The 24,302-nt window shown below is 45.8% G+C and carries 20 protein-coding genes and 1 tRNA gene; 14 read left to right on the forward strand and 7 right to left on the reverse strand.

What is annotated here, in order from left to right; translation table 11 throughout:
- Window positions 1-324: 324 nt before the first annotated feature.
- Window positions 325-912: a hypothetical protein gene (locus NDA06_RS21315; protein WP_190987185.1), complete on the forward strand. Its 588-nt coding sequence runs from the start codon at window positions 325-327 to the stop codon at window positions 910-912.
- 60 nt (window positions 913-972) lie between these two features.
- Here NDA06_RS21315 and rsmG read toward each other — a convergent pair whose 3' ends face one another.
- Entirely contained in the window at window positions 973-1,743 is a 771-nt protein-coding gene (rsmG, locus tag NDA06_RS21320) for a 16S rRNA (guanine(527)-N(7))-methyltransferase RsmG (protein WP_199302402.1), read from the reverse strand.
- A 77-nt stretch (window positions 1,744-1,820) separates the two neighbouring features.
- Window positions 1,821-2,495 carry an ABC transporter ATP-binding protein gene (locus tag NDA06_RS21325; protein WP_190415984.1) on the reverse strand — a complete coding sequence of 225 codons (675 nt, stop codon included), beginning with the start codon at window positions 2,493-2,495 and terminating at the stop codon, window positions 1,821-1,823.
- Between the two features lie 519 nt (window positions 2,496-3,014).
- Between NDA06_RS21325 and NDA06_RS21330 the strand changes: the two genes are divergently transcribed.
- From NDA06_RS21330 to NDA06_RS21340, 3 genes are all read left to right on the forward strand, one after another.
- Window positions 3,015-3,917, forward strand: a complete 903-nt coding sequence (locus tag NDA06_RS21330; RefSeq protein WP_190987186.1) for a Sll0314/Alr1548 family TPR repeat-containing protein — start codon at window positions 3,015-3,017, stop codon at window positions 3,915-3,917.
- Window positions 3,918-4,044: 127 nt separating this feature from the next.
- Entirely contained in the window at window positions 4,045-4,500 is a 456-nt protein-coding gene (locus tag NDA06_RS21335; protein ID WP_190429656.1) for a DUF3531 family protein, read from the forward strand.
- A gap of 8 nt (window positions 4,501-4,508) precedes the next feature.
- Window positions 4,509-4,937, forward strand: a complete 429-nt coding sequence (locus NDA06_RS21340) for an NUDIX hydrolase (protein WP_190415986.1) — start codon at window positions 4,509-4,511, stop codon at window positions 4,935-4,937.
- A 67-nt stretch (window positions 4,938-5,004) separates the two neighbouring features.
- On the opposite strand, the gene NDA06_RS21345 is transcribed toward NDA06_RS21340, so the two are convergent.
- Complete coding sequence (locus NDA06_RS21345) at window positions 5,005-5,997, reverse strand: ribose-phosphate pyrophosphokinase (RefSeq protein ID WP_190415987.1); 993 nt, start codon at window positions 5,995-5,997, stop codon at window positions 5,005-5,007.
- Between the two features lie 595 nt (window positions 5,998-6,592).
- On the opposite strand from NDA06_RS21345, the gene NDA06_RS21350 reads away from it, so the two are divergent.
- The 9 genes from NDA06_RS21350 to NDA06_RS21390 all read left to right on the forward strand — a co-directional run bounded on the left by NDA06_RS21350 (window position 6,593) and on the right by NDA06_RS21390 (window position 16,543).
- Entirely contained in the window at window positions 6,593-8,620 is a 2,028-nt protein-coding gene (locus NDA06_RS21350; RefSeq protein ID WP_348251842.1) for a serine/threonine-protein kinase, read from the forward strand.
- Between the two features lie 105 nt (window positions 8,621-8,725).
- Window positions 8,726-9,406 (forward strand): dethiobiotin synthase, encoded by a 681-nt coding sequence (gene bioD, locus NDA06_RS21355; protein WP_190987235.1) that lies wholly within the window; start codon window positions 8,726-8,728, stop codon window positions 9,404-9,406.
- A gap of 105 nt (window positions 9,407-9,511) precedes the next feature.
- Window positions 9,512-10,732: a M20 family metallopeptidase gene (locus tag NDA06_RS21360; protein WP_190987234.1), complete on the forward strand. Its 1,221-nt coding sequence runs from the start codon at window positions 9,512-9,514 to the stop codon at window positions 10,730-10,732.
- 103 nt (window positions 10,733-10,835) lie between these two features.
- Window positions 10,836-11,648, forward strand: a complete 813-nt coding sequence (locus NDA06_RS21365) for a hypothetical protein (RefSeq protein ID WP_348251843.1) — start codon at window positions 10,836-10,838, stop codon at window positions 11,646-11,648.
- A 115-nt stretch (window positions 11,649-11,763) separates the two neighbouring features.
- Window positions 11,764-12,987, forward strand: a complete 1,224-nt coding sequence (locus NDA06_RS21370; protein ID WP_190524759.1) for an ABC transporter substrate-binding protein — start codon at window positions 11,764-11,766, stop codon at window positions 12,985-12,987.
- A 37-nt stretch (window positions 12,988-13,024) separates the two neighbouring features.
- Window positions 13,025-13,975, forward strand: a complete 951-nt coding sequence (locus tag NDA06_RS21375) for a branched-chain amino acid ABC transporter permease (protein ID WP_190524777.1) — start codon at window positions 13,025-13,027, stop codon at window positions 13,973-13,975.
- Window positions 13,976-14,039: 64 nt separating this feature from the next.
- Window positions 14,040-14,966 carry a branched-chain amino acid ABC transporter permease gene (locus NDA06_RS21380; protein WP_190987040.1) on the forward strand — a complete coding sequence of 309 codons (927 nt, stop codon included), beginning with the start codon at window positions 14,040-14,042 and terminating at the stop codon, window positions 14,964-14,966.
- A complete protein-coding gene (locus tag NDA06_RS21385) occupies window positions 14,963-15,775 on the forward strand; it encodes an ABC transporter ATP-binding protein (protein WP_190987041.1) in 813 nt (270 codons plus the stop codon). Before NDA06_RS21380 ends, NDA06_RS21385 begins: the two co-directional genes overlap by 4 nt.
- Before the next feature lie 15 nt (window positions 15,776-15,790).
- Window positions 15,791-16,543 carry an ABC transporter ATP-binding protein gene (locus NDA06_RS21390; protein ID WP_190987042.1) on the forward strand — a complete coding sequence of 251 codons (753 nt, stop codon included), beginning with the start codon at window positions 15,791-15,793 and terminating at the stop codon, window positions 16,541-16,543.
- A gap of 259 nt (window positions 16,544-16,802) precedes the next feature.
- On the opposite strand, the gene NDA06_RS21395 is transcribed toward NDA06_RS21390, so the two are convergent.
- Window positions 16,803-17,405 carry a glutathione S-transferase N-terminal domain-containing protein gene (locus tag NDA06_RS21395; protein WP_190987043.1) on the reverse strand — a complete coding sequence of 201 codons (603 nt, stop codon included), beginning with the start codon at window positions 17,403-17,405 and terminating at the stop codon, window positions 16,803-16,805.
- A 156-nt stretch (window positions 17,406-17,561) separates the two neighbouring features.
- On the opposite strand from NDA06_RS21395, the gene selD reads away from it, so the two are divergent.
- Window positions 17,562-19,850, forward strand: a complete 2,289-nt coding sequence (selD, locus tag NDA06_RS21400) for a selenide, water dikinase SelD (protein WP_190987044.1) — start codon at window positions 17,562-17,564, stop codon at window positions 19,848-19,850.
- A 6-nt stretch (window positions 19,851-19,856) separates the two neighbouring features.
- Here the strand turns inward: selD and NDA06_RS21405 are convergent.
- The 3 genes from NDA06_RS21405 to glyQ all read right to left on the reverse strand — a co-directional run bounded on the left by NDA06_RS21405 (window position 19,857) and on the right by glyQ (window position 24,149).
- A tRNA-Ser gene (locus NDA06_RS21405) sits at window positions 19,857-19,943 on the reverse strand.
- 665 nt (window positions 19,944-20,608) lie between these two features.
- Complete coding sequence (locus tag NDA06_RS21410; protein WP_190415997.1) at window positions 20,609-22,888, reverse strand: ComEC/Rec2 family competence protein; 2,280 nt, start codon at window positions 22,886-22,888, stop codon at window positions 20,609-20,611.
- Between the two features lie 361 nt (window positions 22,889-23,249).
- Window positions 23,250-24,149, reverse strand: coding sequence for a glycine--tRNA ligase subunit alpha (glyQ, locus tag NDA06_RS21415; RefSeq protein WP_190415998.1), 900 nt, complete (start codon window positions 24,147-24,149; stop codon window positions 23,250-23,252).
- Window positions 24,150-24,302: the final 153 nt, after the last annotated feature.

A 24,302-nucleotide genomic window follows, 5' to 3' on the forward strand; every position in this document is an offset into this window, starting at 1 on the left:
ATTGAGTCCTCTGCTTCGCTTAAGATAATCCGAATGGGAGCAGGCATAGATTAATGGAAAACTTCGTTTAGGGGCTTTATGCCATCTTATATTTAATTAGTCCCAGCTACTTATGTCTTCAGCTAAAGAGCGTAAGTCCAGATTTACTAATCGTTGAAATCATAGATTCTGCTGGGAACCCGCTAACAACTAGCTACACCCTGAATTGAAACCTTTAAAAGTCTTTCTAAGATTTTTTATATCTGAAGATCGATGTTTTGTCTGTAAGATATTTTCATAATTCAAATGATGCTCGTCATCATTTGCCCCTAACCTTTAGAAATGATAAGCGTCATTATTTGCCCAGGTATCCACGATCCAGCGCTAACGCAGAGTTTTCTGGAAGAATTACAGCCAAAAAAGGGAGAGAAGCTGTTGATTTTTCCGGTTCAAGAATTCGCCGCTTACTCAGCGGCTGATATTTACAATTATTTGCGCGTAAATCTTGGTTCGCCCAATCCACAAGCATCGCTAAATCTTGGTTCGCCCAATCCACAAGCATCGCCACTAATCTTTATTAGCTTCAGTGCCGGTGTTGTGGGTGCCATTGGAGCGGCTTGGCTGTGGCAGCTATCAGGAGGAACGGTTAAAGCTTTGATTGCGCTAGATGGCTGGGGTATGCCTTTGTCTGGTAACTTTCCCATCCATCGACTCAGTCACGATTACTTTACACACTGGAGTTCAGCGGTACTGGGAAGTGGCGAAGAGAGTTTCTATGCCGATCCGCCAGTAGAGCATTTAGAATTATGGCGATCGCCTCAAACTGCACAAGGTTGGTGGGTAAGTTCAGTAAAGGGAAAAGCGGAAACGCGAACCTACACCACAGCCGCTGAGTTTTTAGCCAGTCTGTTGCAGCGTTACGAGAATGGATAATATCGAATCTGGTTGATGACCCACAAATACGAAAAAACCCCACCCTGCCATCGCCTGCGGCTAAAGTGGCTTTTGAGCAGGTAAGCCGACAGTGCGCGGAAATTCCCTCGGCGTGGGTGCCACTTTGCGGAGATAAAGACAGTGGCGATCGCTATGACTACAAGGAGTCGTAAACCCTTCTATCGACTCAATGACACCACCCAATTGCACAAGCGCTGGTTGTAGAGCATTGGTTTCTTCTTCTGTCCACTGTCCTCGATAGAGGATGGCTAAGCCACCGGGTTTTAGTAACGGGAGGGCATATTCTGCACAGACAGATGCTGTGGCGACGGCTCTCACCAGTGCCAAGTCGTAAGAAGCTCGATGCTGGGGATGTTGACCAATTTCTTCGGCTCTACCAGTCAGAGTAGCAGCATTTTGAATCCCCATCTGGTCGATCAGAGTTTCTAAAAACGCGATTTTTTTGCGCGTGGCATCCAGTAAAGTGACGGTGCAATGGCTGAGGGCGATCGCAATGGGAATCCCCGGAAATCCTCCTCCAGTCCCAATATCGATAGCGCGTTCGACGGAGGGAAGGGACAAGCGATCGCTTGTCCCTTCCGAATGGGAGGATAGCAGGGGTGCAATTCCTCGCAGAGAATCCCACAGATGTTTTTCCCAAAACTCTGTCGGTTCGGTGATGCGAGTTAAATTTAGCTGGCGGTTTCCTGCCAAAATTAGCTTGTAAAGGCGCTGAAATTGTTGCCTCTGTTCGGCTTCCGGCTGCCAGCCTAATGTTTGCTGCCAGATATCTGCCATTTCCGGCAATATTAGCGTCTCAATCTCACCCATGACCGCCAACCTTCAACTTTTTAAATTTGTGAATTACCCTTCGGGAAAGGGTTCGCCCTACAACCGTCCAAACCCATTTAAGCTGCTGGTTGCGGCTCAATCACTTTGGCTTCCAATGACGCTGGTTCCACCGATTGCAATTCTCCGTGGTTAATTGTCCAGCATCGATCGGCGATCGCTAACAAATCACCCGCATCGTGCGTGACGACCAACAGCGTCCAATGGGTTTTGAGTTTTGCTAATAAACTCACTAGCTGACGCCGCATTGACCAATCTAGGCCAGCGGTGGGTTCATCCAACAACAACAAATGAGGTTGGCGAATTAACTGCACTGCTAGAGCAAGGCGTCGCTGTTGACCTCCACTCAAGGAATGCGGTGAGGTATGCAACGGCAGATGTGCCAGATTTACTTCTTGCAGAGCTTCCGTGACTTTTTCCGATCCCAACTCTGGATGCCCCATCCGCAGTTCTTCTAAAATTGTCCCGCCACAAAAATGCCGCTCTGGAAATTGAAACACTAATCCTCCCAACTGTTGCAGATGTTCGGGAGTCAGTTCTTGGTCTCGCCAATAGAGGGCACCATCCGTTTTTTCCGCCAGACCTGCGAGAATTTCTAAAAATGTGCTTTTGCCAGAGCCACTTGGGCCAATGACAAGACCCAGATTGTTCGGTGCCAGTTCTAAATTAAGGGCTTTTAGAATCGCAGTAGGGGCAGCCGGGGGGTGATAAGTCAGGTTTTTGAGATAGAGCATTAATTACCCAAATAGAAAATAGAAAGCGAACTCGTCAAGGCATCCAGTTGGGAACAAAAAAGCCTTCTTTAATTTTGACTTAAATTATTCGGCACAAGAAAAACTGAACGAAACCTGTTTTTGAGCAAAACAAATTTTATCCGCGATTCCGGATCTCTTTATTTCTACTTTTATCCTTGGCATTTAAAAAAAATTAACTAAATTTTTCCGGAACCTGGAATTTAGTAAAGGCGTCAAACGCATTTAACTCTCTTTATCTAGAAGTGACTAATTATACACTTGTTGTTTCTAAATGTTGAGCCGAAGGGCGATGGTAACAGAATATTTTCTGGCGTTACTAGATAGCATTTAACATTGGAGACAGCATTCACTCAAGCGTAAGGTTTTGTGAGGATGACGATAATGGATCGATTTTCGGTTCCGAAGCAGATTGTTTCTGCGATCGCAAATGCACCCGCGATTTGCTCTAAGCCTTCGATCGCGCCAGCGTCTGCACGTTTTGCTCTGTTCGCATCGCTGATGGCAGTCAGCGTTTGGTCTAGCCCTAGTCTAGCGGATGACCCTTTTCGCTCTAGCAACCCTCGGAATATCGGAGACAGTACAGAAGCTGCTTTCAAGGCAATCTTTGAAAAGGGAAACTATCTAGAAGCAAAGCGTTACCTACAGCAAGCGGAAACGCAGGAACCCAACGAACCCCTAGCATACGCAATGAAGGCGTCTCTCACCTACTCCTCTATTGACTGGAAAGGGGAAAGTGCGGAGAGCAAGCAACAAAAACAAGCTTTGTTAGATGAGTTTAAATTATACGCGGACAAGACGCTGCAAACGGCTGAGCAGCTTACAGCAAGCGATTCCTTGCGGGGAAATCTCTACACCGCAGTAGGTCATTTTTTACAAGGCGCTCATACGATTGCGATCGCGAATCGAGATGCAATCAAAAGTGGCCCGCAAGCTTTGAGTAAATTGCAGCAGGTATTTGAATACCTCGATAAAGCTGAAAAAGTAGCACCTGATGATGCAGAACTCAACTTGCTCAAGGGGTATATGGATTTGATGATTGCGGTAAATTTGCCATTTTCCAACCCCAATCAAGCGATTGAACGCTTAGAAAAAGCAAGTCCGTCTTATTTGGCTTATCGAGGAATTGCCGTCGGCTATCGGGACTTGAAGAAGTACGATAAGGCGTGGGAATTTGCGGAGAAGGCAAGTCAAATCACGCCAAATAACCCAGAATTGTTCTATCTCAAGGGGCAGATCCTGGTTGAGCAAGGGAAGAAGAAAAACAATAACCAAGATTTGATCAAGCGAGCGGTGGAGAATTTTGACAAAGCGATCGCAAAAGAAGCCCAACTCCCGGCGAACGTCGTTAAACAGCTGAAGCGAGAACGCGATAAAGCACAACGCCGGATTACGGGAGGATAAAGCCTAAAAGGATGAAGTATAAACGATAGGATGAAAGAAAGGATGAAATGAGTTTGCGGTTCCAAAACAATGGATTGAAGCCGATTTCTCGAATTTCATCCTTTACACTTTATACTTCACGGTTGATATGCAGGTAGTGTTCCGCGAGTTTAACCCTTTCGATCTGTGGATCTGGCTGGAGTTCAGCATGGTTCCCTCGGAGATGGAAAAGCAGTATGTCGAGGAGGTGTTTAACTCCTGGTTCTTCTTGGGGAAATTGGGAGGATTTAATGCAGAAAATCTCCAAGTCCAGGATACGGGTTTAGATATCAGCTACATGGATTACGATTCTGACGCAGCGGATAACACGATGGTCTCGCTCATGCATAATATGGGCGAGTTTGAGTACGAAGGGGGATGGGCACGGTGCTGGCTCGATTTGGGAACCAGTGATGCGATCGCGCTTGATATCCTGATCAACTCTCTCAACCAGCTGAACAACGAATACGTAAGAATTGAACGTTTGTACATTGGCGGCGAAAATGAAGACTGGCCCGTTGAGGGTAGCGAAAGTCGGGCTGCCTTTAGTTACAACGAAAATTGACAAAAACGATGCACAAATCAGGTGAAATTCGGGTGCTTGCCTTGGGGCTGATTCGGAACGACGAGCGCATTTTTATTTCCGAAGGCTATGACCCCGTTAAGCAAAATACATTTTATCGCGCCTTAGGGGGCGGCGTTGACTTTGGAGAAACCAGCCTCGAAGCACTGCAACGAGAATTTCAAGAAGAAATCCAGGCTGAATTAACGAATATTCGATATCTTGGCTGTATCGAAAATTTGTTTACTTTCAACGGTAAGCCTGGTCACGAAATCATTCAACTGTATCAATGTGATTTTGTCGATCCCAAGCTTTATCAGATTGAACGAACAATTTTTGCTGAAGGCGATCGCCAAAAAGCGGCACTTTGGGTAGAAATTAATCGTTTTACATCTGGCGAGTTGCGATTAGTCCCAGGAGAATTTTTGCATTACTTGTAATCTTGTAGGGACATGGCAATGCCATGTCCCTAGACCTAAAAAAACTACATCCCTCGCGGATTAAGATTTATCGGAACATACTGCTGACAGAACTATCTTCGTGAACCCGCCAAATAGTTTCGCCCAGCACATTGGCGACCGAAAGAACCGTCAGTTGTTTAAATCTATCTGCTTCGGGGACTGGGATGGTGTTGGTGACAATCACCTCTTCAAATATCCCGCTTGAGAGCCGCTCAATCGCGGGTGGAGAGAAAACTGCATGGGTAGCACAGGCATATACCTGCCTAGCGCCTTCTTTGCGTAACAACCGAGCGCCCTCTGAAATGGTGCCGCCGGTGTCAATCATGTCGTCTACTAAGACGGCTGTTTTGCCTTCGACATCGCCAATCAGATTCATTACTTCTGCTACGTTATGCGCTTGCCGACGCTTATCAATAATCGCCAACGGCGCATCGTTCAGCTTTTTCGCAAACGCTCTAGCTCTAGCCACACCACCTACATCCGGTGAAACAACAACCAAGTCAGATAGTTGCTTGTTTGCCAGGTAATTGATGAGGGCGGGTGAGCCGTAGACGTGATCGAAGGGAATATCAAAGTATCCCTGAATCTGGGCTGAGTGCAAATCCATCGCCAAAATCCGGCTGGCTCCAGCCTCTGTAATCAGGTTCGCAACCAGCTTGGCGGTAATAGATTCGCGTCCTGCTGTTTTACGGTCGGCTCTAGCGTAGCCATAGTAGGGAATGACTGCCGTAATTTGTCGAGCCGAGGCGCGGCGACAGGCGTCAACCATGATCAGCAATTCCATCAAGTGATCGTTCACCGGATGGCAAGTGGGTTGAATTAAGTAGACGTCACACCCTCGAATCGATTCTTGAATTTGAATGTAAAGCTCTCCATCAGCAAACCGCTTGCGAACCATTGGTCCCAAGTCCATGCCTAGATAGCGAGCAACTTCCTGAGAGAGGGGTATATTAGCAGAGCCGGAAAACAGTCGCAGACGATTGTTATCTGCTATTTGTGGCAGCGTAGGCTGAAGCGATATAGTGGGAGAACGGAGCACAGCAGACCCTCAAGAGCTACTTCGATCGCAATCTTATCATTGTCGCCGAAAAGACTTATCAAATTTATTTGTTAAGAAGGGATGAATATCTGAATCACTGGTTACAGAATATCTAAAAAATTGCTCTACAGACAAGAATTAGAAAGTTTTGGTCTTAAGTTTGAGAACCTAACTCTTCAATGCAGGTTTCTTCAGGTATGAGCATCTCAGTAGAATGCCTTAGTTTTTGGAATCTTAAGTAAACTGTCAAGATAACGTCTCCGTATTTCTCCTGATAAAACATAAACTTTAGATCGCATAGGCAAGTCAAATGTACAGATTTCTAGACAAATGCTTTGATAATAAATAATTTTTTAACAAATAGAAAGCAAAGTAAAAATACATTAAGGGAACGCGATCGCCGATTAGCCGGATCGGAAAGTCCGACTGATGGCTGGGGGGAGCGACTCACTTTCCAACAAGCTCCAACAAGCCAAGATTAGAAGCTGATGGAACGGTGAGCGACAGCTTTTGCCAAAATAGAGCCAAGAAGGTAAGGTAGCATAGCTTTGTCATAATTGCATCTTGAAAAGCCCTTCTTCCCTAGCCCTTATTTATGCAACCCCCGATTGTCATTGGAACGATTCTACAAAACCGCTACCGCTTGATCGGTATTCTCGGTCAGGGAGGGTTCGGACGAACGTATCTAGCAGAGGACCAGGGGCGCTTTAGCGAACGATGTGCCTTAAAGGAATTAATTCCTGCTCAAGAATCAGCTTATGCGCTGGAGAAAGCAAGGGAACTGTTTCAGCGAGAGGCGACGACTCTTTACCAAATCCAGCACCCGCAGATTCCCCAGTTTCGGGCTACTTTTGAGCAAGATCAGCGGTTGTTCCTAGTGCAGGACTATGTGGAGGGGAAGACTTATCGGATGCTGCTTGATGAGCGTCGGAGTCAAGGCAACACTTTCTCTGAGGCAGAAGTGGTGCAATTTCTGCGGCAGTTGTTGCCCGTTTTAGCGCACATCCATGTTAAAGGGATTATTCATCGGGATATTGCGCCGGACAATATTATTTTACGGGAGAGCGATCGCTTACCTGTGCTGATCGATTTCGGCGTGGTTAAGGAGCTGGCAACTCGGTTTCAGCTACCAGATGTTACCAGACCAATCGCGACAACGGTCGGGAAACCCGGTTATGCCCCCAGCGAACAAATACAGGCAGGGCAAGCTTACCCTAGCAGCGACCTCTACGCTTTAGCGGCGACGGCTGCGGTAATGCTCACAGGCAAAGAGCCAGCAGAATTGCTGGATGCGACTCAGCTAACGTGGCAATGGCGCAGGTGGGCGAACGTCAGCGATGGGTTCGCTCAAGTATTGAATCGGATGTTAAGTTATCGACCGGGCGATCGCTACCAATCAGCTGGAGAAGTTGTACAAGCGCTCCAATCTCTGACGAATACAACCGCCGCTCTTCAACCGCCACCCGCAACTTTTCAACCTCCACCACCGATCCAACCGCCACCCGCAACTTTTCAACCTCCACCAGCGACTTTTCAACCACCGCCTGCTAACCCGCAACCGCCAGCTCCCAGCCCCCAACCGCCCCGTCCGACTACTTCCCAAGTACAAACAGTTGCGGTAGGACGCCGACCCGATCCGGTGACACCTAACCAAAATACTCCTGGCAACCCGGTCAATCCCAATCCTAACCGTCCAACTCGTCCCGATCCAGTGATTCCCGAACCGCGCCGCTCGACTTGGGAAGACCCTTGGGCTGTCTTCGCAGTTGTAATCAGTCTTGCTTTATTAGCTGGACTGGGTTCTTGGGCGTTAGTCAGCTTTGTGATTAATCGGCAGCCTCAACCAGATCCAACGCCGATAGTTTCTGACACCCCAACACCAACGCCCACACCAACGCCAACGCCCACACCAACGCCAACGCCCACACCCAGCTTAGAACCAGTAGCGTACAGTCAGCGCCTAAACTTAGTACCCGGTCAAACGCTGAATAAACAAGGAAATCTCAAAGGAAACGAAACTCTGAACTACATCATTCGTGGAGAACAAGATCAACAATTAAATTCCTTGCTGAATGACGAAGGCGTGTTAATGACGGTGTTGGGACCCGATCAAAACCCAATTAGTAACAATGCTAGGCGAGTCCGAAGTTGGACAGGAACGCTTCCCTTTACCGGCAATTACACCATTCAGCTAAGTCCGATCAAGGGGTTGCCTCAGAGCGACTATAACTTACAGATTAGCCTTGCGAACCCAGTCCCAACGCCAACGCCGACACCCACACCCACTCCGACACCTACTCCTACTCCCACTCCTCCCGCCGGTCAATTTGATACTCAATCGATTACCTTCCCTCCCGGCGAACCGGCTGTGCAGGTTTCGGCTCGAACCAGTCCGCAGCGGATTAAGCGTTACTTGGTAAATGTGCAACAAGGGCAGGTACTGAAGGCGGACATTCAACCAGGTGGGGCAACTTTAGATATTCGGTATCCCGATGGCACTCTCGTGGAAGATGCCTCTGGCGTTTTGTCTTGGCAGGCTCAGGTGCCTCGCGCTGGAAATTATCAAATTGATGTAATTGCCCCGGAGGATACACCCTTTACGCTAGATATTAGTGTTCGGTAATGGGTAATCGATGGTGAGTAAACCTTGGAAGATGGATTTCCAACTTTACAACCTTCCAACTTCTACAGACAACTGACTACTGACAACTGACGAGTGACAACTACTTTGAACGCGCTACTAATTACTGGAACCGATACGGACGCTGGGAAAACAGTTTTGACTGCGGCTTTAGCAGCTTATTGGCAGATGTATTGTCCTGCCAAAAGCTTGGGTATGATGAAGCCAATTCAATCGGGAACTGGGGATAGAGAACTTTACAATCAGTTATTTTCTCTCAATCAATCTTTAGAGGAAATTAATCCGTTGTACTTCCAGGCACCCTTAGCGCCTCCCATCGCTGCTGAACGGGAAGGAAGGAGTGTTGACTTAGGAAAAGCTTGGCAAGCGTTTGAAAATCTGCGGCGTCAGCGAGATTTTGTGCTGATAGAAGCATTGGGAGGATTGGGTTCGCCGGTTACGCACGAACTCACGGTGGCGGATTTGGCTAGGGATTGGGGGTTGCCAACGGTATTAGTGGTGCCGGTAAGATTAGGAGCGATCGCCCAAGCGGTTGCGAATGTTGCCCTCTCTCGTCAGTCGGGTGTCCACCTCAAAGGCATCGTCCTGAATTGCGTTCAACCTCGTACCGAACAAGAAATCGCCGATTGGTGTCCAATCGATTTGATTGAGTCTTTCACCAATACCCCAGTTTTTGGGATTCTGCCCAATCTGAGCGACCTCAGCGATCTCGGTAAACTCGCTCAAGTTGCGTCAGATTTAGATATAGAGCGATTGATGCCACTTTAACCAAAATTCAAAGATAACCAAGGGTAGGGAGTCAAGTTCTGGCGATACACCGCCCTACCCGATTAATTCCTTCACGTCATCATAAATTTTTGGAGTCTGAATAAGATGTTTGCTACTTCTTTAAGCCCTCTTTCTGTTGATTCATCTCGGATTCGACCGGAAATTCAAGCATTGCAGCCGATGCTGGTGGAGTTGCGGCGGCGGCTGCATCAGCGCCCTGAATTAGGCTTTCGAGAGCATTTAACTGCCGAGTTAGTTTCCCAAAAACTGCAAGAATGGGGAATTGAACATGAAACTGGCATTGCAAATACTGGAATTGTTGCCACAATTACTGGTAATAAACCCGGTAAAGTGTTGGCAATTCGGGCCGATATGGATGCCCTGCCGATTCAAGAAGAGAATAATGTGCCTTATCGGTCGCAGCATGATGGAGTGATGCACGCTTGCGGTCATGATGGACATACAGCGATCGCTCTCTCGACGGCTTACTATCTCTCTGAGCATCGCGATGACTTTGCTGGCACTGTAAAAATTATCTTCCAACCCGCTGAGGAAGGGCCAGGAGGTGCCAAGCCGATGATTGAAGCCGGTGTCTTACAAAATCCCCAGGTGGATGGGATTATCGGGCTGCATTTATGGAATAATCTGCCTCTCGGCACTGTGGGAGTCCGTACAGGTGCTTTGATGGCAGCAACAGAAGGTTTTCGCTGCACGATTCAAGGCAAAGGCGGACACGGGGCGATTCCTCATCAAACAGTTGATTCAATTTTAGTCAGCGCTCATATTGTTACTGCCTTGCAGACAATTGTGGCTCGAAATGTCTCGCCCCTAGAGTCCGCCGTCGTTACCGTCGGGGAACTTCATGCAGGCAAAGCGCTTAACGTAATTGCTGATACGGCTTTCTTCACGGGTACTGTGAGATATTTCAATCCGGTTCTAGGAGAACTTATTCCGCAACGGATTGAGCAGATTATTGCGGGTATTTGTCAAAGCCACGGTGCCACTTATCAACTGGACTACAAGCGGCTTTATCCTCCGGTGATTAATGATGCCAAGATGGCGGAACTCGTGCGTTCTGTGGCGGAAGGGGTGGTAGAAACTCCGATTGGAATTGTGCCAGAATGCCAAACAATGGGCGGCGAAGATATGTCTTTCTTTTTGCAAGCGGTGCCCGGTTGCTATTTCTTCTTGGGTTCGGCGAATGTAGAAAAAGAGTTAGCGTATCCGCACCATCATCCGCGATTTAATTTTGATGAAACAGCACTGGAGATGGGTGTTGAGATATTTGTCAGGTGTGTTGAGAAATTTTGCAGAGTGGAGGATTGAAGGCTTGTCAGGGTGAAGGTTTAAAGGATCGTTTGAGTCTGTAATTGCTAACCTGCTAACCTGAAACTCGCTGGCAATCTTTCTTCAATCCCATGAGGTGCTGATGACTTCTCAACTGCCAAATTTAACTGATTTGCAACAGGCACAGCAAGCGATCGCAGACTTCGAGCAATCTAGCGCTCCCAGCGTTTGGTCTAGTTTAGATAAACAGCAAGTCATTGCTGATATGCGATCGCGTCTAATCGATCCCTTTCAAGTAAATCAAGGGGGACAACCCTTCTGCGGGCCAGCATCGATTGTATTTGAGCTGGTTCGCAAACAGCCCCTCAAATACGTACAAATTTGCCGCAGTTTATTTGAAACCGGTGGTTTTCAAGCGAGGACTAGATATATCCAAGCATCACCTAGACTGCGCCAAAGCCAAGGCAGACTGCGAATGGGGATGGCAGATTGGATGCTGTTAGCAACCTTGCGCGAATCAGAAAACCTGATTTTTCCAGTCGAACCCAACGCTCCCAACATCATTCGGAATCTGGGCGGGATGACGAAATCTTGGGAAATGAAAGGCTGGGTGAAAGAAGTGCTGGGCTATCGTCAATTTAAATATGCCCATACCTATATTTATGGCGAATTTGATGCGATGCGCGAAGCCGCAGAAGTCATTGCCAGCGGTGGCGTAGCGTTTGCTTTGGTTACGGCAGAAGGGTTACTCAGCAACAAACCGCCACTGCTGCCTTACCCGACTCACTGGATTTCCCTATTAGGCAATATTGTGATTCAACCAGGTAAACCTTGGCACCACGATAGCGGACATATCAGCTTCGACATCTACACTTGGGCAAGAAAGATGCACGTAGACGCAGCTGAGGGTCCATTCGAGGATTATTTTTGGGGAATTGTCATGGGGAGAATGTAAAATTCTCAAGGAATATTTCATCCCTTAGTAGGTAGACACAAAAAAACCGAAAATATAGATAGAAATCCGGTTTCTAAAAAAACGGCCTTCTAAAATATCTACAATCTACTGAGTTATGAAACGACCTGCTGTGCGAACCTCTGCCGTATTTCTTACCGTTGCATTCTTACTGTCAGCCTGCACCCAAACGAACCCTGTGGGCACAAACCCCACTACTGCCCCTTCAGCAGCCCCAGGTTCATCTAGTGCCATTCCGATTGGGATTGCCTTAGCGCAAACCAGTAACGTCGCTCTCCTCGGTCAGGAAGGCATTGCAGGTGCCAAAATTGCCGAGAAATACTTTAATGACAAAGGTGGTATTGACGGTACCCCGATTAAATTGATTGTTCAGGACACAGGTGGAGAGGAAGCCGGAGCTATCAATGCCTTCCAAACCCTGATTAGTCAGAATAAAGTTGTCGGCATTGTTGGACCAACTCTTTCGCAGCAAGCATTTAGTGCCGACCCCATTGCAGAGAGAACCAAAGTGCCAGTTATTGGAGCATCCAACACTGCTAAAGGAATTCCGGAGATTGGAGATTATGTTGCTCGTGTCTCAGCACCCGTTTCCATTGTCGCTCCTCTCTCGCTAAAAGCAGCCCTCAAGCTTAACCCAAATATCAAGAAAGTTGCGGTATTTTACGCTCAGAATGATGCATTTAGTAAGTCGGAGACAGAAATTTTTCAGCAAACAGTCAAAGACCAGAAACTTGATTTAGTAACAGTACAAAAGTTCCAGACGAGCGATACGGACTTTCAAACGCAAACCACCAATACTATTAACTTAAAACCCGATTTAGTGATTATTTCTGGACTAGCGGCAGACGGAGGAAACTTGGTTCGCCAACTGCGGGAACTGGGTTATAAAGGTACTATTGTTGGGGGCAATGGATTTAATACTTCCAATATATTTAATGTGTGTAAAGTTCTCTGTGATGGAGTTCTAGTTGCACAAGCTTATAGCCCCGAATACTCTAGTGAGGTGAACGCTGCCTTTCGCACCGCTTATCTCAATCAATATAAAAAAGAACCCCCGCAGTTTAGTGCCCAAGCCTTTGCAGCGGTTCAAGTGTATGCAGAGGCTCTGAAAGCTTTAAATCAGAAAACTAAAATTAGCACAATGCCGCTACCGCAACTACGTACAGAACTGAACAGGCAGTTGCTAGCTGGTACGTACCAGACACCACTAGGTGAGATTGGCTTTACGCCAGTAGGCGATGTCAAACAAAAAGAATTCTACGTCGCACAACTTAAGGTAGATGCAGACGGAAATAATGGTAAATTCGCTTTAGTTAAATAACGATAGGGTGGGCAAAGCCCACCCTAATCAAAAATATATGGATATCACTCTTTTTTTACAACAATTCCTAAACGGTTTATCTATTGGCAGTATTTACGCAATTTTTGCTTTGGGATACACTCTAATTTTTTCTATCTTAGGGATTATTAATTTTGCTCATGGGGCACTCTTTACTTTAGGAGCGTACTTCACTTATGCCCTGATGGGAGGAACATTTGGATTTAACGGATTATTTGCAAATGCAAGTTTACCGATAAAGCTTCCATTTGCACTAGCATTAATTTTAGGGAGTACGCTGGCTGGTTTGGTTGGGGTTGGAATTGAGCGTGTTGCTTTTCGACCTTTGCGACGTAAAGGCTCTGATCCTCTTCTGACGGTAGTTTCTAGCCTTGGTGTAGCCTTAGTAATTGTAAATTTAATCCAGTATTTGGTGGGAGCAGAAAGTTATAGTTTTCCTGCAAATACTTACGGTAACTTGCCTCCTTCTATCAACTTTGGTACGGGAGAAAACCCAATTCCTATCCGTAGCGTTCAAATTGTAATTTTTAGTGTATGTGTAATAATTTTGGCGATCCTCACTTATTGCATAAACCGTACTAAATTTGGTAAAGCGATGAAAGCTGTAGCTGAAGATCCGATAACTGCTAGTTTGCTAGGGATCAATACCGACTTTTTTATTGTCCTGACGTTTTTCGTCAGCAGTTTCTTAGCGGGATTAGCAGGGACTTTGGTAGGGTCTAGTGTAAGTATCGCTGGACCCTACTTGGGTATTGCATTTGGACTAAAGGGTTTAGCTGTTATTGTACTAGGTGGTTTAGGAAGTATTCCTGGTGCCGTCTTGGGAGGTTTAGCGATCGGACTTGTGGAGGCATTTGTCCCTTCAGATTATTCTGCTTATAAGGATGCGTTTGCTTTTGGAATACTATTCATAATGCTGATAGTTAGACCTCAGGGTTTGCTAGGGCGTCGGCTGATTCAAAAAGTATAGTTATTGGAATGTTAAATGTAAAACTAAATATTGCTCGTTAATTTTTTATTTTTAATGTGTTGCAATGAGTGATTTTTTGAACACTTATGGATCGCTGATCGTTTCTATGGTGTTGGGGGCACTACTAGGATTGTCGTTGTACCTACCGCTGATGACTGGACAGTTATCTCTAGCTAGTCCTGGTTTTTATGCGCTGGGCGGATATATTGCAGCGATTCTATCTACCCAGGTATTTCGCGTTAGTGGCGGTTTATTCCCGATTCCGCTGCTGTTATTGGAGATGCTGGTTGCTGGTATAGTCTCTGGCATATTGGGCGTTATGGTGGGGATTCCGGCGCTGCGGTTGCGGGGGATCTATTTAGCGATCGCTACCATTGCCTTTGTAGAAGTTTTGCGCGTCCTATCGCTAAATTTGGATATTACTGGCGGCGCTGTCGGTATTTTTGGCATCCCCCAACCTTTCCAAACCCCTATCGAGTATTTGTGGATAGCGTTTCCTTTACTAATCATTAGTATGGTATTGCTTTATCGACTTGAACGAATTCGGGCAGGAAGGGCATTTACAGCTATTCGAGAAGATGAATTAGCCGCGGGGGCGATGGGAATCAATCCAACTTACTACAAAGTTCTAGCTTTTACCCTGGGCGCGATTTTGGCAGGAATCGCTGGGGCAGTTAGCGCCCATTTTCTTAATACCTGGAACGCCCGCCAAGGCACCTTTGATGCCAGTATTGTTTATTTAACTTCTGTCTTAATTGGTGGAACTAGAACTTTTGTAGGACCTGTATTGGGTGGTATGGTATTTACAGCTTTGCCGGAAATATTAAGGGGAATTGCAGATACTAGCGGTTTACCTACCTGGTTAGCAGGATTCCTCCGAGATGGACGCTTGATTATTTTTGGGTTACTGATAGTTGTGGGAACGATATTTTTCCCGCAAGGTTTGGTGACGCCAGAATTGTTTAAGAGAAAAATGAAGAATAAAGCATGAAGGATGAAATTTCACCTTTAAAACTTGACACTTTGCCCTGTCTGGAAGCGAAAGCACTAATGCGCCAGTTTGGTGGCTTAGTAGCGGTGAATAATGTATCTTTCACGGTTCATAAAAATGAGATTTTTGGTTTAATTGGCCCCAATGGTGCTGGTAAAACTACACTATTTAATCTGATGACTGGGTTAATCCGGCCTTCCAGCGGGCAATTAGTCTATCAAGGCGAGGAAATTTCCCACCGCCCTCCCCATCAAATTGCTGCTAAAGGTATTGCCAGAACTTTTCAAAATATTCGCTTGTTTGGTAATCTTACGGCCCTGGAAAATGTAATGATTGCGCGGCATATTCATAATAAGAGCGCTAATATTTTATCTACTTTGTTAACTGGGCTGTTGAGTTTGCCATCAGCATCTATGCGAGAACAGTTAAATAAACAAAAAGCGATCGCGTTACTGGATATGGTGGGATTAAGCGATCGCGCTGAAGAAAAAGCACGAAATTTTCCTTATGGGGATCAGCGTCGCTTAGAAATTGCCAGGGCGCTAGCGTTAGAACCGCAAATTCTATTGCTAGATGAGCCTGCTGCTGGGATGAATCCTAGTGAAAAACACCAATTAAGCGAATTTATTCGAGAAATCCGCCAACAGTTTAACTTGACGGTAATCTTAATTGAACATCACGTGCCGCTGGTAATGGGATTATGCGATCGCATTGCCGTGTTAAATTTTGGTAAATTGATTGCTTTGGGCGAACCATCAGTTATTAGAAACGATCCGTCTGTAATTGAAGCTTATTTGGGAAATGAATGAGGGCTTTAAACGCTGATGAACGCTGATAAATGCAGAGAATCAGGTGAGGGAAAAGAGAAATTTACCCTGTTAGAACTTAAAAATCTTTTTGTTAATTATGGTGGAATTCAAGCTTTAAACGATATTAGCCTGACTGTCAACAACGGCGAGGTTGTCACTCTTATCGGTGCCAACGGTGCTGGAAAAAGCACTACCCTACGCGCTATCTCTAAGATAATTAATCCCCGAATTGGTAGCATTATTTACAGTGGGCGCAATATTACTCATCGCCAACCTCATGAAGTGGTGAGACTAGGGATTGCTCATTCTCCAGAAGGACGTAGAGTATTAGCGCGGCAAACTGTTTTTGATAACTTAGAATTGGGCGCATACATCCACTCCAATCAGGAAGTGGTGAGAGCTGATATTAATCGTCAATTTGAGATGTTTCCACGTCTTAAAGAACGTCGCAATCAACTGGCTGGGACACTCAGCGGTGGCGAACAGCAAATGTTGGCGATCGCTCGTGCTTTGATGAGCCGTCCAAAACTGTTACTATTAGACGAGCCAAGCTTGGGTCTTGCCCCTACAATTGTTAGAGAAATTTTTTCCATTATTCAAAATCTCCGCGACACAGGAGTAACTATCCTTTTAGTTGAGCAAAACGCTAATCTGGCTCTAGAAATTTCTGACAGAGGATATGTACTTGAAGCTGGTCGCATCACCTTAACAGGCAAATCTTCTGACTTGCTTAAGGATGAGCGGGTTATGAAGGCTTATTTGGGGTGATTTAGGATATTTTTTACTTTTATTGGAAGATTTATTTTTGCTTTTATTTGAACCAAATAAGGTAATAAATAAGTAAAAAAGTTGTCCAAAATCCGGATAAATATAAAAAGTAATGGGAGCTATCTTACCAATTTTGGAGTTATAGTTGATAACCCTTTCGTGCCTGATAGTTAGTATAGGCGATCGCCTCTTTTTAAAATAAATAGGTGGGCACTGCCCACCCTACTTCTTTACATTTTGCTTTTTAACTTTTACCTTCTTATGGAACTGCCATTCCACGTTGTACTGCTGGACGCTGCTGAAGTGTTTCAAACCAGCGTTTAAGATTTGAATGATTATCTAGCGTTAACCCTTGAAATTCATAAATGGCAACCCAAGGGAATGTGGCAATATCAGCAATCGAGTATTCATTGCAGATAAATTCCCGAGCTGCCAACTGTTTGTCTAAGACACCATAAAGCCGTAGTGTCTCTTTCTCATATCGCTCAATTGCGTAAGAAATCTTTTCTGGCGCAAATTTCTTAAAATGGTTTAACTGACCAAACATTGGCCCTACGCCTCCCATTTGTAACATCAGCCACTCCAGGACTTGAAAGCGAGCTTTTTGTTCTGTAGGTAAGAATTTACCAGTTTTCTCTCCTAAATAGATCAGGATAGCGCCCGACTCAAAAACGGTCATGCCGGTATCTTGGTCAACAATCGCGGGAATCTTACTATTCGGATTAATTGCTACAAATTCCGACGTAAATTGCTCTCCCTTTGTGATGTCAATCTTATGGACGTTGTAAGGAAGCTCGACTTCCTCCAACATGACAGAAGCCTTGCGCCCGTTCGGTGTCGTGAAGGTATAAAGGTCAATCATGAGGTTAGATGTTCAGTTTTGCCGTTCCACAAGGTAGTGTAACTTGAAAATTGAGGGCGCGATACGTGCTACGCACTTTGTCAGCTCTGAATTAATTACCACGATCTATAGGGATAGCATCTCGTTACTCTGGAAAATTTAAACACTAGCTTTTCGATGCAGGTAATATCTCCGATTGTTAAAGATTTAGTGCTGATTGGTGGCGGACACAGTCATGCCATTGTGTTGAAAATGCTTGGCATGAAACCACTACCAGGAGTACGCCTGACGCTGATTACAGACACTTCTCATACGCCCTATTCTGGTATGTTGCCCGGTCATGTGGCAGGTTTTTATGACTACGATGAAAGTCACATCGATCTGCGTCGTCTTGCCCAATTCGCCCAAGCACAATTTTATCTTGACCGAGCGATTGGTCTAGATTTGGAAAATAATGAAGTCATCTGTGCTAACCATCCAGATGTTGCATTTGATCTGTTATCAATTGATATCGGCAGTACCCCAGCCACAATATCTATACCAGGTGCAGCGGAGTACGCTATTCCAGCTAAACCCGTAGCAAAATTATTAAGTGAATGGGATCATCTGCTGAAAAGTGTTGCAGAAACGCCTGAGAAACCGATACAACTTAGCATTGTGGGTGGAGGTGCTGGTGGAGTGGAACTGGCACTGGCAATGCAATCTCGCCTGCATCAATTTTTTGAGCATTCCCAGCAGTTTCCAGAAAATCTAGAAATCCATCTATTCCATAGCGGTGTTGAGCTTTTACCGAACTATAACCCCTGGGTGGGTCGGCGTCTCCAGAAAATTTTGATCCAGCGTGGGGTTGAGTTGCATTTAGGGGAAAAGGTGTGTGAAGTTCAACCGCACAAGGTTATTTGTGAGTCTGGTTTAGTGGTTGAATGCGCTAGCGAGGGGACTCCTGCTGAGTGTCGCGTTTTTTGGGTAACACAAGCATCGGCACCTCGTTGGCTGCAAGCCTCTGGATTGGCTACCGATACTAAAGGCTTTATCCAGGTAGATGATACTTTGCGATCGCTCTCTCATCCCCAAGTATTTGCCGCTGGTGATATTGCCACGATGATTCATCATCCCCGTCCGAAAGCGGGAGTTTTTGCAGTACGTCAGGGGAAACCACTGTTTAACAACCTGCGGCGGACGCTACTAGGGAAGCCACTCCAGCCGTATAAGCCGCAGAAACAATATCTTAGTTTAATTGGTACAGGGGATGAAAATGCGATCGCTTCCTGGGGAAATTTCGGCTGCGAATCTCGCTTGTTTTGGCACTGGAAAGACCGTATCGACCGCCAATTTATGGCACGCTTTCACAACTTGCCGGAAATGTCAGCCGTCACCCCCTCTAACATCCAAAATCCAAAATTCAAAATCCAAAATCCACCAATGCGTTGTGCTGGTTGCGGTTCTAAAGTCGGGAGTACAACTCTAGAACGAGTCCTGCACCGGATTAAATTAGAACACCCTGAAGTTGGTAATCGGGAAGATATTTTAATTGGACTTGATGCGCCAGATGATGCCGCCGTAGTCAAGGTGCCAGCAGATCAAGTGATGGTTCATACCCTAGACTATTTCCGAAGTCTAATTAATGACCCGTTTATCTTTGCTCAAATTAGCGCCAATCATTGCTTAAGCGATATTTTTGCAATGGGTGCTACTCCTCAGAGTGCGCTGGCAATTGCCACTATTCCCTACGCCTGGGAAGAAAAGCAGGAGGAAACCCTTTATCAACTGTTATCGGGTGCTGCTAAAGTGCTGCAACAGTCGCAAACACCTCTGGTAGGCGGACACACCACAGAAGGAGCAGAACTAACTTTTGGTTTATCCTGTAACGGCTTAGCCTATCCCAATCAGCTGCTACGAAAAGGAGGTATGAAGCCGGGGCAAGTGCTAATTTTGACCAAAGCGCTAGGAACGGGAACTCTATTTGCTGCACAGATGCGCTTGCAAGCAAAAGGTCGGTGGATTGATGATGCAGTCCACTCGATGCTGCTGTCAAATCAAGCAGCCGCTAAGTGTTTATTAAAACATGGAGTTACTGCCTGTACGGATATTACAGGATTTGGATTGCTGGGGCATTTACTGGAAATGATCCAAGCATCTCAGGTGGCGGTGGAGTTCAATTTAGAAGCTATCCCAGTTCTAGAAGGTGCCTTGGAAACGCTGGAAATGGGAATTGTGAGTTCTTTACACCCGCAGAATTTACGAGCATCCCGCCAGATTAGCAATTTATCAATAGTTAGCGATCGCGCTACTTACCCTCTTCTATTCGATCCCCAAACTTCTGGCGGACTCTTAGCTGCGATTCCAGATGAACGCGCTGATGCTTGTGTCGCCTCACTCAAAACTTTGGGATATACCTACAGCCAAATAATTGGTCGCGTGACGCCACCAAATCTAGGCGTTCAGCCCATCTCACTAATTGTCTGAATTCAACGGAGAGGAGAGGATTTGAACCTCCGGTGACGTTGCCGCCACAACTGATTTCGAGTCAGTCGCATTCAACCACTCTGCCACCTCTCCAAGCGCTACCTTTATTAACCAAAGGTTAATAACTCAGCATTATCAGTATATACTAAATTCCGTCAATCTCTTCTGCCTAACGAATAATTTCCAGTAAAGCATCATGCCGCGACTTGAGGTAATCGTCACTGCATATCCATTTATTATCAAGGCAGGTTGAGTAGTTTCCATTCTGGAGAGGGTTCTGAAAAACATTATTAGCATCGGGTAGAGGCTTTCGGTAAATAAGCTATCGAAAAAAATGTCGGAAAAAATATAAATTCTCGCTGAAATACTTCTTCTCCCTCTAAAACCGTAGAAATACGGGGGTCATTTGTTTGATTGCAGGTGAATATTTTAAAATTAAAATTGTTTCGCTTCAAGCCTCAATCATTTTTTGAATGAGTAATGCCCAACAGTGCTTTGTAAAAGCTTGTTTCTCAAATCTCCTAAACGGTTATAAAAAAGGCTCAATAGACCTCTTGCATGAATAGGAAGAGGAGGCAAGCTCAAAGTTGATAATGGCAGCAATCAAGTTGAAACGTAAGCCAAAGCGCCTGCGCCGATTTCGGTAACGCTCTGCCAGGAGCAGCAAATCTTATTGTCTCAATCGGGGTAGTCTGAGTGCTAGGTCAGTTATCTATTTAAGCTTTACCTCTACAGCCGGAAAATATTACTCCCCATTCCTAATAGCTCATACCAACATCGTTTTCCGTTGCTTCCAGCGTTGTCTCAAACCTACCACTAGGAGTCCACTGGACTGCTCCATCACGCTCGGTTGTATAGACTTGGGTTTTGATTTTTCGCAGCTCTTGCGTCGTTTCTGGATCGATAGTTGCGGAGGCAGCGATCGCTACCTTGGGTTGCATCTTTTGCAATATATCAGCTTGTAAATTTTCTCCAGACCACCAAAGCACCTGGGCTGGAGGTAATTGTTTCAGAAGCGCTAACTTTCTTTCCTTTTCCTCTGGCTTAAAATTTCCCACCACTAACCAAATCTGGTTGCCGATTTGTAGTTGCACTACTGGTGGTTGGCTACTAATTAACTTGATGACTGAAGCTCCAATTGGTACACTCTGACCAACTGGCAAAGCTTGAGTTGGAATCTTCACGCCTAGAGTCGAAAGTTTACCAATAGAAGCAGTGTTAGCATAAAAGCTTGACACTGGGAGCCGTTCCAAAATTTTAGGCCAGCCACTTCTAGAACTAAGTTGAGAATCTGTTACCACAGCCCAGTCAATTTGATTGACGCCCTGCTGTTGTAAAAAAGGCAGCACAGTAAAATTAGCTGTACTATCATCCCCACTATTAACCAGGGTGACTTCTCCTTTGTCTTGAATCACCAAAACTGGCTCTCCCGGCGTAGAAAGCACCGTGACTCGAAATAAAGTTGCTTTTGTCTGCCAAACTGGGACAACCACTAAACTGGCAGCAATTAGACCCGCAAACCACCAACGCCGACGCCACCATTTGCTCAGCGAAGCCAGAGCAATTAGTCCGTATAGAGCTAACAGTTGCAAAATAGAGATGGTACCGACAGCAACAGAATTTCCTGGTAACTGGGAAAAAAATTCCACTAGCAGAATCAGCCCTTGGGATGGGTAATAGAGCAACCAAGCCAAGGCACTGCCAGCTAAGGGCCAGATCAATGATGCTAAGGCGCTGATAATTCCACCAATACTAATGATGGAGATTAAAGGGGTGCTTATTATGTTTGCCAGGATGCTGTAAGGAGATACTAGACCAAAGACATAAAGTTGTAGGGGTAAAACCCAGGGAAAAACGGCTATTGGAAGCGCAATCAAAGATGCGATCGCGGGTGGTAACCAATCCAGCCATTTTGTAACCGTAGGTACTGCAACTAATAATCCTAGGGTGGCTAAAAAACTCAGTTGAAAACCTAAATCCCAAATCCATAGGGGATTAAACAGCAACAAGAGAGTGGCAGCAAGTAGGAGCGAACCCAGCGGCTTTACCTTTCGTTCCATCGCCAAAGCAATTAAAGCTCCGACACCCATCACTCCAGCTCGAACCACAGAAGGCTGCAACCCCGTTAAACCTACAAAAACAAGTAGGGCAGTGAACCCAATGATAAATTGCGATCGCACCGAAAAACGCTGGGTCAGAGCCACCACCACACCCAGAATCAAAGAAATTTGAAACCCAGACGCTGCAAGGGCATGAGCCAAACCACTCTGGATAAATTTATTGCGAACATCGTAGGGTAAATCTACCGCCTGATTCCCCAATACCATCGAACTGACCAGCTGACCCTCTGGACTGCCTAACCAACGTACTTGAGATTGAATGATCCGCCGCCGGATAGTCCAAAATCCCCAGGGACGTTTTTCTGGTTCATTAACAAAGCTAACTTGACGTCCGCTGAGACCGGCAAACCCACCTTCTCTTTTTAGGTAAGCTTGAAAGTCAAAGCCTCCTGGATTGGCAGCAGGCTTAGGTTTATACAAGACTCCAGTTACTGCTATTTCTTGACCTGGATATAAACCTGTTGCTTGTAGTAATGGCAAAGTCACGTATAACTTACCAGTCACCCCTTGACTGACATCAGCGGGTTTGTTGTTGCCGTTCTTGACCTCATTCAATTTTGTAGCTTCTAGCCAAAACTGCGATCGCTGACTTTGCGTCAGTCGGGGTGGAGTTGCAATCTTGCCTTGAACAGTGACAACCTGCTCTTGGCCTCTAATATTTTGGGCAGACACAAACTTGCTAATGTTATTCGCCGCTGGTTGCGGCATTCGCATTTGAAAATAAAGTGCTGCTAGCAACCCAACAACTCCAGCCACCAGCCACACTCTCGCTTTCGGGCCTGTTCGCCAAAATCGGGGCAAGACAACAGCTGCCCCAATCCCTAAGGCTAGTATTCCGTACTTCCCCCAGGGTAATCCCGTAGAAAGCAAGCCCAGAATATAAGCCAAACTTAAAATGACGCCATTGGCTAAGTTCATTAGATAGTCAAACTTATCTTCAAGCTCAGTACAGCGTGCAGAAACAGCATACACATTGCTGTGCTTCCTAAGTAAGAATTGTGAACTGTCTGCAACACTACTTGATTGCCCCCAAAATTAGTCATACAGATAATGTTCGCTAACAGCTAGCAATACCAGCACAATTCAATCCATTTCAAATGCAGACTCTTTGTATTGATTGCTGATGCATTACCTGAGAAAAAAAGCCACTAGTACAGCCTGCTGCCTTCGCAAGCGTCTTACCACCTCCTCTATCAATTTCGGTTTTACTAAAAGGTTGCATTCGTCTTCAGAAGCATCTAAACCAGTCCACTGAAATACCTATCCTCCAAATTTGTTGCTAGTTTTGAGCTACTGGTTCTTTAGCTTCTTGTAGTTTACACAGCGGAAATCCCAGTGCCTCTCGTTGCTGCAAGTACAGTTCAGCAACTCGTCGTGCCAACTTGCGAATTCTGCCAATGTAGCGCGTCCGCTCGGTTACAGAAATGACCCCTCTCGCATCCAGCAAATTAAATGTGTGAGAACACTTCAAAACATAATCCAGGCTGGGTAAGACAAGTCCGCGTAAAGCTATTTGCTCTGCCTCCTGCTCGTATAGACCAAATAAGGTAAACAACAACTCTGGGTTGGATGCTTCAAAGTTGTATACACACTGCTCAATTTCTCCCTGGAGGTGAACGTCTCCATAGGTAAGATCGTCAGTCCAGCGAATTTTGGTCAATGCATCGACCTGTTGGAGGTACATGGTTAATCGCTCTAAACCATAAGTGATCTCAATTGAGACAGGTCTACAATCAATGCCTCCGCATTGCTGAAAGTAAGTAAACTGAGTGATTTCCATCCCATCTAGCCAAACTTCCCAGCCGACACCCCAAGCTCCTACTGTGGCATCCTCCCAGTTGTCTTCTACAAACCGGACATCGTGATCCTCAGGACGAATACCCAAAGCTCTCAGCGAGTCCAGATATATCTCTTGGATATTATCTGGAGAAGGCTTAATCAAAACTTGATACTGATAATAGTGTTGATAGCGATTCGGATTTTCGCCATAGCGTCCATCTGTGGGACGACGGCAAGGTTCGATATAAGCCACAGCCCAAGGTTCAGGTCCAAGACATCTTAAAAAGGTATGAGGATTCTTGGTGCCTGCCCCTTTCTCAATATCGTAGGGCTGAGCGATCAGACAACCGCGATCGCTCCAGAACTTGTGTAATGTAGCAATCACCAACTGAAAATTCACAGATTCCTTTCCTTAAGCGCTCAACGCATAACCCATTGTGGCCCAAAAGCTGCGCCCTTGGAGCTTTTGAGAGTTTTCCAAAAAAGTTTTTCAAAACAGTTGACAGAAGCGGTTCGTGGTTGCTACATTAATAAAGCGGTCGGGAGAGCAAGC

Origin of the sequence: Trichocoleus sp. ST-U1, assembly GCF_039961835.1 — a bacterium.
Taxonomy (GTDB): domain Bacteria; phylum Cyanobacteriota; class Cyanobacteriia; order Cyanobacteriales; family FACHB-T130; genus FACHB-T130.